The sequence below is a fragment of the Amycolatopsis sp. CA-211722 genome (genome assembly GCF_056828465.1).
Genome location: NZ_CP184752.1, coordinates 4,253,370 through 4,270,395, shown reverse-complemented (window position 1 = coordinate 4,270,395; position 17,026 = coordinate 4,253,370). Strand labels below are relative to the sequence as shown.

At 69.3% G+C, this 17,026-nt stretch carries 12 protein-coding genes; 4 read left to right on the top strand and 8 right to left on the bottom strand.

What is annotated here, in order from left to right; translation table 11 throughout:
• The first annotated feature begins 42 nt into the window (after window positions 1–42).
• Genes ACOCEP_RS20660 through ACOCEP_RS20650 form a run of 3 tightly spaced genes read left to right on the top strand, consistent with a single transcriptional unit; the run spans window position 43 to window position 2,992 of the window.
• Entirely contained in the window at window positions 43–1,023 is a 981-nt protein-coding gene (locus ACOCEP_RS20660) for a mechanosensitive ion channel family protein (RefSeq protein WP_482339380.1), read from the top strand.
• A 20-nt stretch (window positions 1,024–1,043) separates the two neighbouring features.
• Window positions 1,044–1,439 carry a globin gene (locus ACOCEP_RS20655; protein ID WP_038517366.1) on the top strand — a complete coding sequence of 132 codons (396 nt, stop codon included), beginning with the start codon at window positions 1,044–1,046 and terminating at the stop codon, window positions 1,437–1,439.
• Window positions 1,439–2,992, top strand: coding sequence for a glycoside hydrolase family 13 protein (locus tag ACOCEP_RS20650; protein ID WP_482339378.1), 1,554 nt, complete (start codon window positions 1,439–1,441; stop codon window positions 2,990–2,992). The genes ACOCEP_RS20655 and ACOCEP_RS20650 overlap by 1 nt, the downstream gene beginning before the upstream one ends.
• 79 nt (window positions 2,993–3,071) lie before the next feature.
• Here the strand turns inward: ACOCEP_RS20650 and ACOCEP_RS20645 are convergent, their stop codons facing one another.
• Window positions 3,072–4,526: an LVIVD repeat-containing protein gene (locus tag ACOCEP_RS20645; protein ID WP_482339376.1), complete on the bottom strand. Its 1,455-nt coding sequence runs from the start codon at window positions 4,524–4,526 to the stop codon at window positions 3,072–3,074.
• Window positions 4,527–4,613: 87 nt separating this feature from the next.
• Between ACOCEP_RS20645 and ACOCEP_RS20640 the strand changes: the two genes are divergently transcribed.
• A complete protein-coding gene (locus ACOCEP_RS20640; RefSeq protein ID WP_482339374.1) occupies window positions 4,614–5,255 on the top strand; it encodes a DUF305 domain-containing protein in 642 nt (213 codons plus the stop codon).
• 77 nt (window positions 5,256–5,332) lie between these two features.
• Here the strand turns inward: ACOCEP_RS20640 and ACOCEP_RS20635 are convergent, their stop codons facing one another.
• The 7 genes from ACOCEP_RS20635 to ACOCEP_RS20605 form a co-directional block, all read right to left on the bottom strand.
• The gene (locus ACOCEP_RS20635; protein ID WP_482339372.1) at window positions 5,333–5,623 is read right to left on the bottom strand and encodes a hypothetical protein; all 291 of its coding nucleotides are present in this window, start codon (window positions 5,621–5,623) and stop codon (window positions 5,333–5,335) included.
• 63 nt (window positions 5,624–5,686) lie between these two features.
• Entirely contained in the window at window positions 5,687–6,322 is a 636-nt protein-coding gene (locus tag ACOCEP_RS20630; RefSeq protein WP_037347649.1) for a DUF8010 domain-containing protein, read from the bottom strand.
• The gene (locus ACOCEP_RS20625; RefSeq protein WP_038517375.1) at window positions 6,315–6,734 is read right to left on the bottom strand and encodes an acyl-CoA thioesterase; all 420 of its coding nucleotides are present in this window, start codon (window positions 6,732–6,734) and stop codon (window positions 6,315–6,317) included. The genes ACOCEP_RS20630 and ACOCEP_RS20625 overlap by 8 nt, the downstream gene beginning before the upstream one ends.
• Window positions 6,734–11,707 (bottom strand): NAD-glutamate dehydrogenase, encoded by a 4,974-nt coding sequence (locus tag ACOCEP_RS20620; RefSeq protein WP_482339370.1) that lies wholly within the window; start codon window positions 11,705–11,707, stop codon window positions 6,734–6,736. Before ACOCEP_RS20620 ends, ACOCEP_RS20625 begins: the two co-directional genes overlap by 1 nt.
• Window positions 11,708–12,053: 346 nt before the next feature.
• On the bottom strand, window positions 12,054–14,636 hold the full coding sequence (locus tag ACOCEP_RS20615; protein WP_482339369.1) for a hypothetical protein: 2,583 nt from the start codon (window positions 14,634–14,636) through the stop codon (window positions 12,054–12,056).
• 16 nt (window positions 14,637–14,652) lie between these two features.
• A complete protein-coding gene (gene ettA, locus ACOCEP_RS20610) occupies window positions 14,653–16,329 on the bottom strand; it encodes an energy-dependent translational throttle protein EttA (protein ID WP_125676410.1) in 1,677 nt (558 codons plus the stop codon).
• Window positions 16,330–16,425: 96 nt separating this feature from the next.
• Window positions 16,426–16,875 carry a single-stranded DNA-binding protein gene (locus ACOCEP_RS20605; RefSeq protein WP_482339367.1) on the bottom strand — a complete coding sequence of 150 codons (450 nt, stop codon included), beginning with the start codon at window positions 16,873–16,875 and terminating at the stop codon, window positions 16,426–16,428.
• Window positions 16,876–17,026 lie beyond the last annotated feature (151 nt).

Sequence of the window (17,026 nt, the reverse complement as noted above, 5' to 3'; positions counted from 1 at the left end):
CGTGACCGATCCCCGCCGAGTACGAAAGGACATTTCCTCTCCGTGAACCTGCTGCCCACCGAACCCCCGGCCTGCACGCGCGAAGTCGGCAGCCTGTGCCATCAGGTGTTCCAGGTCACAAACAACGAGTGGCTCTCCGCGTCCGCGGGCTGGCTGCTGACGAAACCGCTCCGGATCCTGATGATCGTCGCCGTGGCGTTCCTGCTGCGGTACCTGGTGCGACGCCTGATCAACCGCGTGACGCGGATGCCCGGCGGCGGCTCCTCGAAGCTGCCCGCCCTGTTGAGACCGCTGCGGGAGAGGGCTCCCGAGGTGCTCGGGTCGGCGGTGATGGAACGACGCCGTCAGCGCGCCGCCACCATCGGCTCGGTCCTCAAGTCGATGGCGACGTTCCTGATCTACGGCCTCGCGTTCATCCTGGTGCTGGGCGAACTGGGGATCGACCTCGCGCCGATCATCGCTTCGGCGGGCATCGTCGGTGTCGCGCTCGGTTTCGGCGCGCAGAACCTGGTCAAGGACTTCCTGTCCGGCATGTTCATGATGATCGAGGACCAGTACGGCGTCGGTGACGTCGTCGACGTCGGCGAAGCGTCCGGCACCGTCGAGGCCGTGGGCCTCCGGATCACCACCTTGCGTGACATCAACGGCACCGTCTGGTACGTCCGCAACGGTGAGGTGCTGCGGGTCGGCAACTCGAGCCAGGGCTTCGCGGTGGCCGTCGTCGACGTCCCGCTCAGCTACTCGGCCGACGTCGAGAAGGCCACCGAACTGATGGCCGAGAAAGCGAAGACGCTCCTGGAGAGCGAAGGGCTCGCACCGAACGTGCTGGAGCCGCCGGAGATGCTCGGCGTCGAGACCGTCACCCCCGAGAGCATCAAGCTCCGCCTGACGGTGAAGGTGCGGCCGGGCAAGCAGTGGGCCGTGCAGCGCGCGCTGCGGGCGCATCTGCTCGCCGCGCTCGACGAAGCCGGCTTCGAGCCGCCTCTGGGGCGCTTTATGTCGTCCGGCCCCGCGGCCCAGTAGGGCAAGGGCAGAATGGAGCTGTGTCCGTGACCGAACCTGACCCCACCACCCTGTACGAAGCGATCGGCGGTGAACCGGTCTTCACCCGGATCGTCGCGCGGTTCTACGCCGAAGTGGCGGTCGACGAGGTGCTCCGCCCGCTGTACCCCGAGGAGGACCTCGGCCCGGCCGAGGAGCGTTTCCGGCTTTTCCTCATGCAGTACTGGGGTGGCCCGCACACCTACTCGGACCAGCGCGGCCACCCGCGGCTGCGGATGCGGCACGCGCCGTTCAAGATCGGCCCGATCGAACGCGACGCCTGGCTGCGCTGCATCAAGATCGCGGTCGACGAGGAGAACATCGAGGAGCCCTACCGCGGGCAACTGTGGGCGTACCTGGAAATGGCTGCCAACAGCATGATGAACAGCTTCGTGTGATGGAACGCGACGTGGCCTGGTGGGCCCAGGCGGTCTTCTACCAGGTCTACGTACGCTCGTTCGCCGATTCGGACGGGGACGGCGTCGGTGACCTCGAAGGCATCCGCGGCAAGCTCGGGTACCTGGAGCTGCTCGGGGTCGACGCGCTGTGGCTGACGCCGTTCTACCGCTCCCCCATGGCCGATCACGGCTACGACATCGCCGACCCGCGCGACGTCGACCCGATGTTCGGCACCCTCGGCGACTTCGACGTGCTGCTGACCGAGGCGCACAAACGCGGCATCAAGGTCACCGTCGACGTCGTTCCCAACCACACCAGCAACACCCACGCCTGGTTCAAATCGGCGATGGCGGCGCCGCCGGGCAGCCCGGAGCGGGATCGCTACATCTTCCGTGACGGGCTCGGCCCGCGCGGCGACCAGCCGCCGAACAACTGGGTCAGCGCGTTCGGTGGCCCGGCGTGGACACGGGTGCCGGACGGCCAGTGGTACCTGCACCTGTTCTCACCCCAGCAGCCGGATCTGAACTGGACCAACCACGAGGTAGCGGCCGATCTGGAGCGGACCCTGCGGTTCTGGCTGGACCACGGCGTGGACGGTTTCCGCGTCGACGTCGCGCACGGCATGGCGAAACCGCCGGGCCTGCCGGACATGGACCCGCGGGTGAACCCGCTCGGGCCGAGCGAGTTCTACGATCCGCGCTTCGACAACGACCGCGTCCACGAGATCCACCAGATGATCCGCAAGGTGCTCGACGAATATCCGGGCACCATGGCCGTCGGCGAGATCTGGGTGACCGACGAGGACCGGCTCGCGCGCTACCTGCGGCCGGACGAACTGCATCTGGCGTTCAACTTCCGGCTCGTGCTCACGCATTTCGACGCGGACGCGCTGCGGACGGCCATCGAGCGGTCGCTGGCGGTGCCGAAATCCGCCGGGGCGCCCGCCACCTGGACGCTGAGCAACCACGACGTCTGGCGCCAGGTCAGCCGGTACGGCGACGGTGCACGCGGCATCCGGCGCGCGCGGGCGATGGCGCTCGTCGAACTCGCGCTTCCCGGGGCGGTCTATCTGTACAACGGCGAAGAACTCGGGCTCGGCAACGTCGACATCCCGCCCGACGCGGTCGCGGACCCGCGGGCCAAGACCTCCGGTGCCGAGTTCGGCCGGGACGCGTCACGGGTGCCGCTGCCGTGGGAAGGCGACCTGCCGCCGTTCGGGTTCTCGCGCAATCCGCGCACGTGGCTGCCGATGCCCGCTTCCTGGGCTTCGCTGACCGTGGAGGCGCAGCTGGAAGATCCGGCGTCGACGTTGTCCCTGTACCGGCGGGCGATCGAGATCCGCAAGTCGCACCAGGCGTTCCGCGGCGAAGACCTCGAATGGTACGGCGCGCCCGCGGGGTGTTTCGCGTTCCGGCGGCGCGGTGGCGGGCTGGTGTGCGCGCTGAACACGTCGGCGAGCCCGATCGCGTTGCCTCCCGGCGAGGTGCTGCTGTCGAGCGTTCCGCTGGTGGACGGGAAGCTGCCGCCGGACGCGGCCGCCTGGCTGGTCTGAGCCCCTCCCCCGCGTGCGATGAACGGTCCGTTCCTTGCAAATTCTGCAAGGAACGGACCGTTCATGGCGCGTTACCGGGTCAGTTGTTGTTGAAGCCCGGGTGGAGCTTGTACTGCGTCTGGGCGTTGAACTGGTTCTGCCGGACCAGCTTCGCCGGGAAGGTCCGCCAGTCGTTGAGGTCCAGGACGTCCAGGCCCTTCACGATGTCGGACGAGTAGATGTGGCCGTTGTACCAGTACGCCGACCACGTCCCACCGCCGACGAGCTTCTCGTTCGAGAGCGGGCCACGCTCCCAGAACGCGATCTCCTTCGGGTTCTTCGCGTCGGTGAAGTCCCACACCGAGACGCCGCCCTGGTACCAGGACTGGACCATGATGTCCTTGCCCGGCACCGGGATCAGCGAGCCGTTGTGCGCCACACAGTTCTCGGTCTCGGACTGCAGACGCGGGATCTTGTAGTAGCTGACGAACTCCAGCTTGCGGTCGTCGCCGCGGCCGGTGATCTGGTAGATGCCGTTGGCGCCGCGGGTGGAGCCGAACTTCTCCAGGCAGGTGGCCATCCCGCCGCCGCCGAGCTCGTCGGTGAAGACGATCTTGGTGGCGTCGTTGTTGAAGGTGGCGCTGTGCCAGAACGCGAAGTTCACGTTGTCCTGCACGCGGTTGAGAACCCTCGGCTTGAGCCGGTCGGAGATGTCGAGCAGGACGCCGTCACCCATGCAGGCACCGGCCATCAGGTCCTTCTCCGGCAGCGCCGTCAGGTCGTGGCAGCCGGTGGTCGGCGACCGGCGGGTGCCATCGGGGTTGGTGCCGCCTTCGTTGCCGCCGTCCGGGAACAGCACCGGCGTCGCGACCAGCGCGGCCTTCGCCGGGTCCTTCACCGGGACCTTGATGATCGACAGCTTGTCGTGCGGCGGCTGGCAGTCGGGCAGGTTGGCCGCCGGCGCGTACGACGAGACGTAGATGTAGACGTCCTTGCCGCGCTTGTCCGGCACCAGGGTGTTGGTGTGCGAACCGCAGTCCGTCTCGATCGCCGCGACGTACTTCGGCGCCGCGAGGTTCGAGATGTCGAAGACCTTGATGCCCTCCCACGACGTCTTGTCCGAGGCGGGCTTCGAGACGCTGTTGCACGAGTTGTCGCTGCGCGACGCGTCGGTCGACAGGAAGAGCAGGTCGCCGGAGATCGACACGTCGTTCTGCCCGCCGGGGCACAGGACCTGGCTGACGATCTTCGGGCGGTACGGGTTGCGGACGTCGTAGACGTTGAACCCGTCGTAGGTGCCGACGATCGCGTGGCCCTTGGTGAACGCGATGTCGGTGCCGGTCGAGTCCTTGGTGAACGGTCCCTGCTGCGGGACGTTCGCGATCGACCGGAGGTTGGGGCTGTGGACGATCTCGTCCACGCCCGGAATCGCGGCCGCCGACGGTTCGGCGGTGACGGCCGGCGCGGCGAGCGCGCTGGAGGCCCCGAGGGCGGCGACTGCGGCCGCCGACACGAAGACCCTGGTCAAGCGGCGTTTCAGCCCAGGCTGCAGCACGATATGGCTCTCCTTCCACCCAGCTTTACGCGCACCTTATTCCTTATTTAGGCTCAACAGATACCGACCAACGGAGGAACTCCCGGGATGAGAAAAAGTTTGACATCGGCCCTGGTCGCCGCTGCTTTCGTAGTCTCGGGCTGCACCGGCGACGAAACCCCGGCGCAACCGGCCCAAAGCGCTCCGGTGATCGTGCCCGGGAAGCCCGGAGAGCAAGCGGGCACCGGCTCCCCTTCCCCGGTGAACCGCGATCAGCCCAACGAAGCCGACGTCGAGTACATGACGATGATGATCCCCCACCACCAGCAGGCGAAGGTGATGACCGACCTGGTGCCGGGCAAGACGGCGAACGAGCAGATCCGGGCGATCGCCGGGCGGATCTCGGTCGCGCAGGACGGCGAGGTCACGATGATGAAGACGTGGCTGGCCGACCGCGGCAAGCCGGTGCCGGGCGACGGGCACGCCGGCCACGGCGGCGGGCACGATCACGCGCTCATGCCGGGAATGGCGACCGAGGCCCAGCTGGCGGATCTGCGCGCGGCAAACGGGGTGGCGTTCGAGAAACTGTTCCTCGACCTGATGATCGCGCACCACCAGGGTGCGCTGACCATGGCCGAAGCCCAGCTCGGCAAGGGCGTGGAGATCAAGGCGCAGGAGATGGCGCAGGAGGTCATCACCGGCCAGTCCGCCGAGATCGAGCGGATGAAGACCATGCGCTCGAAGCTCTGACCCCCCCTCGCGTTTCGTCCTCTAGTTGCGGTAGTTCGTAACGCCAACTACCGCAACTAGAGGACGAAACGCGGAAGTCAGGCGTCGCCGGAGGAGCCCATGTCGCCGAACCCGGAGTCGCCAGAGTCGCCGGAGTCGTCGTCGAGGGTGCCCGAGACGATCCAGGTCGCCAGCGCGGCGGCCTGGACGTACGGTGCCGCCTTCGCAGCGGCCCGTCCGGCGCTCTTGGCGCGGCCCCACTTCTCCGGGCGTTCGGCGCGTTCCGGCGCCTCCTCGCCCGGCGGGCGCTCGGTCCGCCACGGGGTCTCTTCCGGCCGGACCTCGGCGAGGAAATCCGCCGTCGGGTCTTCCCCGTCCTTGTCGCTCATGGAGACAGCCTGACACCGCGGGCGGCCTTAAGCCACCCGCGGTGCCCGGCGGTAAGAAACCCGTCAGAACAGCAGCGGCAGGAGCGCGTGCCGACGCTTGAGGACAGCGCCGTACCGCGCGTCGATGCGCATCCACGAATCCGTCGCGGTGACGCGGACGACGTCGCCGTCGATCGACGAGTCCACGAAACCCATCCCCGACAGTGCGAACAGGCACCGCATCTGGACCTTGATCTCCAGCTCGTTGCCCGAAACGGTGAGCACCGCCTGATCCATCAGCGACGCCGGCGGCGTGCCGTGCGGGCCGACGTTGTCGCGGGCCAGGGTGACCCCGCGGTCGGCCAGCTCCGAGATCACCGTCGCCGGCAGCTCGTCCACCAGCTGCCAACGGCCGGGGGCGGGCAGCTCGGAGTGCCACATCAGGTCGCGGGCCGGGCCCGGATCCATGCGCTCGCCGCCCGCGACGGTCAGCGCGGCGAGCAGCTCGTTCCCGGACACGGTGATGTCCGACGGCGTGATGTCACCGGCCACGGCCCTGGTCGCGAGAACCTCGAACGGCGTCGCGCACCACGCCTCGACGACGCCGTCCCCACGCTGGCGCAACCGCACCAGCGTGTTCTGGTCGAGCCGGACGGCCCTGGCCACGAACGCGCCGAGCGTTTCGCGGTCACCCGCGTCCGGGATGACGAGCTCAGGCATCCGCGAACCCCTTCTCCAGGAAGGCACGTTCGTCCTCGGTCAGCCGGCGGGGCCGCTCGGACGCGGTGTCGAACGGCGCGAGCACCGTCTCCGCGGTGACCGCGACCTTGTCGGCCTCGGCCGGCCCGGAATGCACCCGGTAGCCGAGGGTGAAGCTGGCGTGCTTCAAGTCCTTCAACGAGATCTCCACCCGGATGTCCTGATCGGACACCACGATCGGCGAACGGTAATGGACGGCCAGCTTCACCACCACGATGCCCTTCGGCAGTTCGGTGAGCCCGGCACGGACAGCGTCCCCGAACAACAGCGGGATCCGTGCCTCTTCGAGCAGCGTCACCATGTTCGCGTGGTTGACGTGCCCGTAGACGTCCATATCCGACCAGCGCGGCCGGATCAGGGAAATGTAGCTCACTACCTCACCGTGCTCCGGATCTGCCTCGCCGCCACCGACAGCGTCGCCAGGTCGAGCTTGCCGGACTGGCTGATCTCGTCCAGCGCGACGCGGGCCCGCTGCAACCGTGAAGCGTTCGTCTTCTCCCAGTGGACGATCTTCTCGTCCGGGTCGGTGTCCGAATCGCTGTGCCGCAACGCGTCCAGCGTGATCGCCCGCAGGGAACCGTAGACGTCGTCCCGCAGTGCCAGCCGCGCGAGCGCGTGCCAGCGGTTGCCGCGTTCGAGACCGCTGATCGACGTCAGCATCTTGTCGATACCGAGGTGATCGGACAGCGCGTAGTACAGGCCGGCGGTGTCCGCAGGGGTGTGCACCGCGTCGATCCCCACCTGCTGCTCGGCCAGCTCCGCGACGTCGGTGACGTCGAGCAGGCCGAAGGTGTGCAGCAGGAGCGCCACACGCTCCGCCAGTTCCGCCGGCACGCCCTTCCCGATCAGCCGCTCGGTGTTCGCGTCCACCGAAGCGCACTCGACCCCGCGAAGCAGCTCGTGTGCCCGCGGTGCCAGCTCGCCGACGACCCGGCCGAACCGGTTGATCTCGGCCAGCGGGGCCAGCGGCTGCGGCCGGTTGGTGAGGAACCAGCGCGCGGCCCGGTCGAGCAGCCTGCGGGTCTCCAGCATCATCTCGTCCGCGACCTCGGTCGGCACGACGTTGTCCAGCGCGTCGATCTGGGCCCACAGCGAGGGCAGGTCGTACACGTGGGTGACCACGGCGTACGCGCGGACGGCGTCGGTCGCGGTCGCGTTCATCTCCTCCATCAGGCGGAAGACGTAGGAGATCCCGGCGCCGTCGACGACCTCGTTGGCCACCATCGTCGTGATGATCTCGCGCTTCAGCGGGTGCTGGAAGATCGCGTCGCCGAAGCGCTCCCGAAGCGGCTTCGGGAAATACTCGGGCAGACGACGCGAGAACACCTCGGAGTCCGGCAGCTCGCTCGCCAGGAGCTCGTCCTTCAGGTCGAGCTTGACGTGTGCGAGCAGCGTCGCCAGCTCCGGCGAGGTGAGGCCTTCGCCCGCCTTCTCCAGCGCGCGGAACTCCGCCGAACTCGGCAGCGCTTCGAGCTTGCGGTCGAAGGCGCCCTTCGCGACCAGGGCCGCGACGAGCCGCTGGTGCACCGAGACCATCGGGCCGGCGTGCGCCCGGCTGACCCCGAGCACGGCGTTCTGCCGGTAGTTGTCGGCCAGCACCAGCTCGCCGACCTCGTCGGTCATCTGCTCCAGCAGTTCGTTGCGCTGCTCGGCGTCCAGTGATCCGGTCGAGACCAGGTGGTCCAGCAGGATCTTGATGTTGACCTCGTGGTCCGAGCAGTCGACACCCGCCGAGTTGTCGAGCGCGTCGGTGTTGATCTTGCCGCCCGCGCGGGCGAACTCGATCCGGCCGAGCTGGGTCAGGCCCAGGTTCCCGCCTTCGCCGACGACCTTGACGCGGAGCTGGTTGCCGTTGACGCGCAGGGCGTCGTTGGCCTTGTCGCCCGCGTCCGCGTGGGACTCGTTCTCGGCCTTGACATAGGTGCCGATACCGCCGTTCCACAGCAGCTCGACCGGCGCCAGCAGGATCGCCTGCATCAGATCGTTGGGCGCCAGCTTCGTGACGTCCTCGCCGAGGCCGAGCGCCTCCCGGACCTGCGGGCTGACCGGGATCGTCTTCGCCGACCGCGAGTAGATCCCACCGCCCTCGCTGATCAGCGAGCGGTCGTAGTCCTCCCACGACGAGCGCGGCAGGTCGAACAGCCTGCGCCGTTCGGCGAACGAGGTCGCCGAATCGGGGTTCGGGTCGAGGAAGATGTGCATGTGGTTGAACGCGGCCACGAGCCGGATGTGCTCCGAGAGCAGCATGCCGTTGCCGAAGACGTCACCCATCATGTCGCCGATGCCGACGACGGTGAAGTCCTCGGTCTGGGTGTCCTTGCCCAGCTCGCGGAAGTTGCGCTTGACGCTCTCCCAAGCACCCTTCGCGGTGATGCCCATGGCCTTGTGGTCGTAGCCGACCGAGCCACCGGACGCGAAGGCGTCGCCGAGCCAGAAGCCATAGTTCGCCGAGACCTCGTTCGCGATGTCGGAGAACTTCGCGGTGCCCTTGTCCGCCGCGACCACGAGGTAGCTGTCGTCGCCGTCATGGCGGACCACCCGCGGCGCCGGGACGGTCTTGCCCTCGACGCGGTTGTCGGTCACGTCCAGCAGGCCGGAGATGAACATCCGGTAGCAGGCGATGCCCTCGTTCAGCTGGGCGTCACGGTCCAGGCCCGGGTCACCGGTCGCCGTCGGCGGGCGCTTCACGACGAAGCCGCCCTTCGCGCCGACAGGCACGATGACCGCGTTCTTGACCGCCTGCGCCTTGACCAGGCCGAGGATCTCGGTGCGGAAGTCCTCCCGGCGGTCGGACCACCGCAGACCACCGCGCGCGACGTCGCCGAAGCGCAGGTGCACGCCCTCGATCCGGGGCGAGTACACGAAGATCTCGTACTTCGGGCGCGGCTCGGGCAGCTCGGGCACCGCGCTCGGGTCGAGCTTGAGCGCGAGGTACTGGCGGGAGTTCCCGTCCTCGTCGGTGACGTGGTAGTTCGTGCGCAGCGTGGCGAGGATGACCGACATCAGCCGTCGCAGGATCCGGTCCTCGTCGAGGCTCGTCACCTCGTCGACCAGCCTGTCGATCTCGGTGGTGAGCTGCTCGGCCTGCGCCGCGCGGGCCTCGTCGCCGAGCGCGAGGTCGAAGCGCGTCTCGAACAGCCGCACCAGCGCGGTGGCGATGTCGGTGTGCGCGAGGACGGTGTTCTCGATGTACTCCTGCGAGAACGGGATCTTCGTCTGGCGCAGGTACCGCGAATAGGCCCGCAGGATGGCCGCCTGGCGCCAGGTGAGCCCGGCGCGCAGGACGAGGCCGTTGAAGCCGTCGACCTCGCAGTCGCCGCGCCAGGCCGCGTGGAAGGCGTCCTGGAAGCGGGTGCGGAGGTCGTGGTCGGCGTGGTCGAGGACGGCCGGGTCGATCAGCAGGCCGAAATCGTAGATCCACGACCGGCCGCCGTCCTCGCGGCGCAGTTCGTACGGCCGTTCGTCGACGACCTCGACGCCCATCCGCTGCAGGACCGGGAGCACCTGCGAGAGGGTGACGCCCTCACCGCGCAGGTACAGCTTGAAGCGCCGCTCCCCCGCCTCCGCGTCGGCGGGCAGGTAGAACGACATCGACAGGTCGCCCTCGTCGGTCAGCGACTCCAGGGCCCGGAGGTCCGCGAGCGCTTCGAGCGCGGTGAAGTCCTCCTTGTAGCCCTCGGGGAACACCGCGGCGAACCGCTGCCCCTGCTCACCGGCGGACTCTTCACCCATCAGGCCGATCGCGACGCCGCCGTCCCCGGCGCGCTCGCGGCGTTCGGCGAGGATCGCCTCGACCATCCGGTCGTCCCAGCTGCGCACGGCTTCGTTGAGCCGTTCCTGAATGCGCAGGGTGTCCGGTTCGGACCGCTGCGACGGATCGGTGTGCACGATGAAGTGCACCTGCGCGAGCACGGTCTCGCCGATCCGCGCGCTGTACTCCAGTTGCGTGCCTTCGAGTTCTTCGAGCAGGACCTCCTGCATCGCGAGCCGCGAACGGGTCGTGTAGCGGTCACGCGGGAGGTACACGAGGCACGAGTAGAAACGGCCGTACGGGTCACGGCGCAGGAACAGGCGCAGCCGTCTGCGATCCGAAAGCGTGATCGCGCCCGTCGTCGTCGAGTACAGCGAGTCGGTGTCGGCCGAGAACAGGTCCGCGCGCGGCCAGTTCTGCAGCACTTCGAGCATCCGCTGGCCGGAGAACGACTCCATCGGGAAGCCCGCGCGGTGGATGACCTCGCGGACCCGGTTGCAGACCACCGGGATGTCGAGCACGTTCTCGTGCAGCGCGGTGGTGGTGAACATGCCGAGGAACCGGTGCTCCCCGGTGACGTTCCCGTTGCCGTCGAACGTTTTCACGCCGACGTAGTACGGATACACCGGGCGGTGCACGGTGGAGGGCGCGCTCGCCTGGGTCAGCACCAGCAGTGTCGGCGCGAGCGCGGACGCCGCCGTGTCCGGACCGGCGGTGAGGCTGCGCGCGGCCAGGCTGTCCTGGCGCAGCACGCCCAGCCCGGTGGCGAGCACCGCGCGCAGGGCGGGCTCCTCGTTGTCCGGGTGCGGGTTGTCGACCAGCTCGTATCGGCGGTACCCGAGGAAGGTGAAGTGACCGTCGGCGAGCCAGCGCAGCAGCCGGGCGCCCTCCGCGACCTCGTGTCCGGGCAGCCGCGGCGGGTTCCCGTCCAGTTCGTCGGCGAGACGGCGCGCGGTCTCCGCCATCTTGTCGGTGTCCTCGACGACCTCGCGGACGTCACCCAGCACCGACGACAGCCGGTTGTCCAGCTCGCGGGCCCGGTTCGGATCCGTCACCAGGTCGATCTCGATGTACATCCACGACTCGGCCGCCGAATTCGCCGGCGGCTCGGCCGGGTCGGCGTCCGGGTGGACCTCCAGCAGCTCACCGGTCAGATCCCGGCTGACCACGACGATCGGGTGCACGATGCGCTGCACCTGCACTCCGTCCCGCGCGAACTCGGCCGCGACGGAATCCACCAGATACGGCATGTCGTCCGTGACGACCTGCACGACGGTGGCCTCACGCGTCCAGCCGTCTTCGGGCCCCGTCGGGTTCAGCAACCGCACCGCGGGACGGCCGGGCATCCGGTCCTTCGCGAGCTGCAGATGCGAGCGGACGGCGCCGACGAGGTCGACCGGGTCGTCACCGAGAATCTCTTCGGCCGGGATGTGCCGGTAGTACAGGCGGATCAGGTCGCCGATCTCCGGGGCGTACGCCGCGGCGGCGTCGATCAGGTCGTCCCGGATCTGCTCCGGGTTCGCCGACCGGCGCCGAGCGCCATCCTCGGTGCCGACATCTTTTCCGGGCGGGGACGAGACTCCCGTCGAGCTCATTTGAGGCAACTCTCCACTGTAGCGAGATTGACACCGCGACCGGCACGACTCTGTACCGGACCAGACCCCAACCTACAGCTCCGGACAGTCGGCTCCACAAGGCCGGGTCCTTCCCGGCCGTCGAAGATTTCCCTGCTCAGATACCGGAATCGCCGTGATCGGTTCAGCTACTCGCGGGTCACATCGGCGGTCTGTCCGGGCCGCGCCGCGCCCCGCCGCAGCGGGGTGACCAGCACCCATTCCCGCGCGGAGCCACTTCGGGCGATCTCACCCGGCCAGCTGAATCGTTCAAGCCGAGCGCGGGCTCCACCGAGGTGGGAGCAAGGGACCTTTGCTACCGCGCGGGTCAGTCGCTGCCGTTGGCGCGGTGCCGGTCGTGGCCGTTGACGGGACGTTTTCCCGAGTCCTGGGAGCCGAGCTGCTTCACGAGCGCGGCGGCACTGGCCGTGCCCGCCTGGTGCTCCGCGAGCGCGCGGGCGAGCAGGTCGGCGAGACCGGCGTCCGGCGGGGGCTCGTCCTCGGCGATCGCACGGGCGTAGCTCTCCGGGAACGGCGTGATCGGACGCCAGGAGCCGGTGTCGGTCAGCGGGTCCAGTGCCGGCGGCATCCGCAACCGCGGCAGCCACGGATCCGCGACCTCTTCCTTGGCGGCCGGGCGAGGGCTTTCACCCGTCCCGATTCCCTGCGACGGCGCCGGGTCTTCCCGAGGCGGCGGCGCGAGCGGGACGGCGGGTTCGCTGTACTCGACCGGCGGCTGCTCCCGGTAGGCGCGGCCGGCGTCGGCGCGTTCGTCGACGGCAGGGTCGGGCCGCACGGGATCCGCGGCGCCGTCCGCGCGACGGCGGCCACCGCCCTGCCCGCCCGTGCTCGAGATCCCGAGCCGGTCCAGCACCGATTTCGCCGCCACGGAACCGTGTTCGGCGTCGTGCCTGGTCTTGCGCGAGACCGGCGCCGAAGACCGGCGCGCCCGCTCTTCGGCCGCCCACTCGTCGCTCTCCCACAACGGCGCGGCGGTGCCCGGCGGGCGTGGCGGCTGGGACTCCGACTCCGACGCCGCCACTCGTGGCCGTGGTTCGGCGGCGGGTTCGGGAGCGAGAAGCAGTTCCGGCAGGACGGTTTCCGACGCCGCGACGGGCACCGGCTCCTCAGCCCTGCGCCGCGTGACCGGAGCCGGCGTTTCGGGCCGGGCGATCGCCGGCTCGGGCGCGACGGTCTCGCGCGCCACAGGCTCCTCTTGACGGCGACGTCGCACGGGCTCCGACTGCGGTTCCGGGCGCGACACCGGTTCGGGACGCGGCTCGGGCTCCGGACGCGGCTCGGGCTCCTGTCGCGGCTTGGGCTCCGGCTCCGGCGGCGGCATCAATTTCGGTGCGACGGGTTCGGCCTTGGCCTCGAACCTGGCCACCGGCTTGGTCTTCTTGGGCACCCGGCGACGCCAGTCGCTGTCGGACGCCGCCGCTTCCCGGGCGGGCTCGGGGCGGGACGGCGGCTTCAGCACCGGCGCTTCGCGCTTTTCCACGACCGGTGTCGCGGGAGGCTCCACTGGGCTCGGCGGCGTGGCGACGCGCGGAGGCTCGGCCGGCGCGTGCCGCGTGGGCGCGGATTCCGCGTGCCTGCTCTGCCGCGCGGGCTGCGGCGGCTCACGGCGAACCGGCGGCTCGGCCGCGGCCCGCTTCGGAGGCACGACGTCGATCCGCGGGATCGGCGGAATCACCGCGGTCACCTCGGCCGGTTCCGGCGCGGGAACGGGCGACGCGGCGGCGGCCGGCCGCGCGGCGACCGCACGCAACACGTCGTCGAGGTCGACGGCGGCGTTCTCCGCCGCACCGAATTCGCCGACCAGGACGTTGCACGCCTGCCTGCGCGCGCGAGCGTGCAGATGTTCGGCGGCCCGCGAACGGTGCAGGCAGCCGATGGCCTCCTCGGCGCGACCGAGCCGTTCCTCGATCTGCGCGAGTTCCAGCCACAGCCGTGCCGTGACGGCGTGCAGGTTGTGATCCTCGGCTCCGGCGACCGCCTCACGGACGAGCATTCCCGCGGCCTCGCCCGATCCCGCGGGCAGGAGGACACGGGTGGCCACCGCCAGCCGCAGCCACGCGGCGGGCGCTATCCCGGCGGCACGGACGGGCGCATCGAGGACCGGCTGCGCGACCTCCAGCGCCATCGCCGTGTCACCCCGGTCCAGCAACGTGCAGACGAGTTGCAGGATCAGCCTGATCCGGACGAGACCACCGTCGTCGGCGGGGTTTCCGAGCTTTTCGAGCATTCCCAGCCCGGTCCGCGCGGCGTCGGCGGCCGACGTCAGGTCACCGTGCCGGCGGCGGTGCGCCGACACCCCGACCCGCAACAGCGCGCGGATCAGCAAGTGGGAATCCGCCGTCATCGAGCCGTCGCCGAGGACGAGCTTGTCCGCCTCGGCGAGCACCCTGTCCAGTTCCGCCTTGCGGCCGAACTGCGCCAAGCAGCCCACGAGATGGCACAACGCCTCGGCCCGGTGCGACGGCGACACCGCCGGATCCGCCAGCAACGGACGCAGCGCGGCCAGGCCTGTCAGCGGGATGCCCACACTGCGCGCGCAGACCGCCAGGTCGATCCTCAGCCGGGCGGCGATGTCGCCGTAGCCCGCGTGTTCCGCGGCGCGCAGGGCGGCCACGGCCCGGCCGACCGTCCGGGGACGGCCACCGAGCCGCACCCGGGCGCTCACCACCAGGCTCTCCGCGCGGATCCACTGCTCGTCGGCACCGGCGGCCTCGGCGAGCGCGGCCGCGCGCTCCCCGAGGACCAGTGCGAGCTCGGGCGCCCTCAGGTGCAGGGCGTCCGCGCGTTCGATCAACCTGCCGACAGCGGACAGGGTTCCCCCGGTGGCAGCCGTCCGCCCACCCACCATGGTGGTGGGCGAGCCCGGCCGTTGGCGCTTGCTGGCTTCCACGGGGAACCCCCGGCCCTCAGTCGCGGGTCAGCTTGCGATGGGTGACGCGGTGCGGACGAGCCGCCTCGGCACCGAGACGTTCGACCTTGTTCTTCTCGTAGCCTTCGAAGTTACCTTCGAACCAGAACCATTGCGAGGGGTTCTCGTCCGTGCCTTCCCAGGCGAGGATGTGCGTCGCGACCCGGTCGAGGAACCACCGGTCGTGCGAGATGACCACGGCGCAGCCGGGGAACTGCTCGAGAGCGTTCTCCAGCGAGCCCAGGGTCTCGACGTCCAGGTCGTTCGTCGGCTCGTCGAGCAGGATCAGGTTCCCGCCCTGCTTGAGGGTCAGTGCCAGGTTCAGCCGGTTGCGCTCACCACCGGAGAGCACGCCCGCCGGCTTCTGCTGGTCCGGCCCCTTGAAACCGAACGCGCTGACGTAGGCACGCGAGGGCATTTCGGTCTGCCCGACGTGGATGTAGTCCAGCTTGTCCGAAACCACCTCCCATACCGTCTTCTTCGGGTCGATCCCGCCGCGGTTCTGGTCCACATAGGACAGTTTGACCGTCTCGCCGATCTTGACCCGGCCGTCGTCCGGCTCCTCGAGCCCGACGATCGTCTTGAACAGGGTCGTCTTGCCGACACCGTTCGGCCCGATCACGCCGACGATGCCGTTGCGCGGCAGGTCGAACGACAGCCCGTCGATCAGTACGCGGTCGTCGAAACCCTTGCGCAGCTTCTCGACCTCGACGACCACGCTGCCCAGCCGGGGCCCCGGCGGGATCTGGATCTCCTCGAAGTCGAGCTTGCGGTGCTTGTCCGCCTCCGCGGCCATCTCCTCGTAGCGGTCGAGCCGGGACCGCGACTTGGTCTGACGCGCCTTGGCGTTGGACCGGACCCACTCGAGTTCGGACTTCAGCCGCTTGGCGAGCTTGGCGTCCTTCTTGCCCTGGACCTCCAGGCGCTCGCGCTTCTTCTCCAGGTACGTCGAGTAGTTGCCCTCGTAGCCGACGACGCGGCCGCGGTCGAGCTCCATGATCCACTCGGCGACGTTGTCCAGGAAGTACCGGTCGTGGGTGACGGCCAGGACGGCGCCGGCGTAGTTCGCGAGGAACTGTTCCAGCCACAGCACGCTTTCGGCGTCCAGATGGTTGGTGGGCTCGTCGAGGAGCAGCAGGTCGGGCGCGGACAGGAGCAGCTTGCACAGCGCGACCCGGCGGCGCTCACCACCCGAGAGGTGGGTGACCGGCTCGTCCGGCGGCGGGCACCGAAGCGCGTCCATGGCCTGCTCGACCGTGGAGTCGATCTCCCACGCGTCGGCGTGGTCGAGCTCCTCCTGGAGCTTGCCCATCTCCTCCATCAGCTCGTCGCTGTAGTCGGTCGCCATGAGCTCGGCGACCTCGTTGAAGCGGTTGAGCTTGACCTTGATGTCGCCAAGGCCCTCTTCGACGTTTTCGCGGACGGTCTTTTCCTCGTTGAGCTCCGGCTCCTGCATGAGGATGCCGACGCTGGCGCCAGGCTGGAGGAAGGCTTCGCCGTTACTGGCCTGCTCGATCCCCGCCATGATCTTCAGAACGGTGGACTTACCCGCGCCGTTCGGCCCCACCACGCCGATCTTGGCGCCGGGGTAGAACGCGGTGCTGACGTCGTCGAGGATGACCTTGTCCCCGACGGTCTTGCGCACCTTCTTCATGGTGTAGATGAACTCGGCCATGCAAACGATCGTAGAGCGAGGCGATCGCGGCCTTGACGGCGGTCACCACCGAGCTACCGACAGTCAGCCCGATATCACTGAGCGAGCATCGGATCGTCATCCCACGGGCGCCTCCTCCAGCGCGGTGACCATGGGATTCCCGGCGGTCGGCGGCAGCGCCGGGATCGCCCGGGGCCGGTCCCGCCCGATCCGGTGGATCTCGGCCGAACAGCGCGCCAGGTTGGGCCCGATGGAGAAGGCCTCAAGCTCAGGTAGACCCAGAGGTGCCGGGATCTCCTCCGCGGTCTCGGCGCCGCGCAGCCGCCCGGCCACGATCACCGGATCGCCTTTGCTCAGGCAGGAGAACGCCGCCATCGCCAGCTTGCGCCAGCACGTGACCTTGACCGCGAGCTGCCGCCCCTCACCCCACTCCCCTCTTTCCTTGTCGTATCGGCGTTCGACACTCCGCAAGCCGAACGACACGACGTCGTGCCCGTGCACCCGTTCCGGATGGTGGATCGGTTCGCTGGTCAGATTGCCGATCATGGTCACCCACGTTTCGCCCATCGCCATCACACTCGCCCTTCTCCTCGTGCCGGGACCTTCCCGGCGTTTCCCTTGATCACAGGTTGCCTCGGTTTCAAGGGCGGAAAGGGGCGAAAAGCAGATCTGTGGACAACTCCGGGCGTTGTGGGCTTCCTGTGGACAACTCGGGGTG

What these genes read in the sequence shown, in the direction of transcription:
- ACOCEP_RS20650 (WP_482339378.1), top strand. Translation starts at nt 1,439, where the DNA reads ATGGAACGCGACGTGGCCTGGTGGGCCCAGGCGGTCTTCTACCAGGTC.
- ACOCEP_RS20640 (WP_482339374.1), top strand. Translation starts at nt 4,614, where the DNA reads ATGAGAAAAAGTTTGACATCGGCCCTGGTCGCCGCTGCTTTCGTAGTC.
- ACOCEP_RS20635 (WP_482339372.1), bottom strand. Translation starts at nt 5,623, where the DNA reads ATGAGCGACAAGGACGGGGAAGACCCGACGGCGGATTTCCTCGCCGAG.
- ACOCEP_RS20630 (WP_037347649.1), bottom strand. Translation starts at nt 6,322, where the DNA reads ATGCCTGAGCTCGTCATCCCGGACGCGGGTGACCGCGAAACGCTCGGC.
- ACOCEP_RS20620 (WP_482339370.1), bottom strand. Translation starts at nt 11,707, where the DNA reads ATGAGCTCGACGGGAGTCTCGTCCCCGCCCGGAAAAGATGTCGGCACC.
- ettA (WP_125676410.1), bottom strand. Translation starts at nt 16,329, where the DNA reads ATGGCCGAGTTCATCTACACCATGAAGAAGGTGCGCAAGACCGTCGGG.
- ACOCEP_RS20605 (WP_482339367.1), bottom strand. Translation starts at nt 16,875, where the DNA reads ATGGGCGAAACGTGGGTGACCATGATCGGCAATCTGACCAGCGAACCG.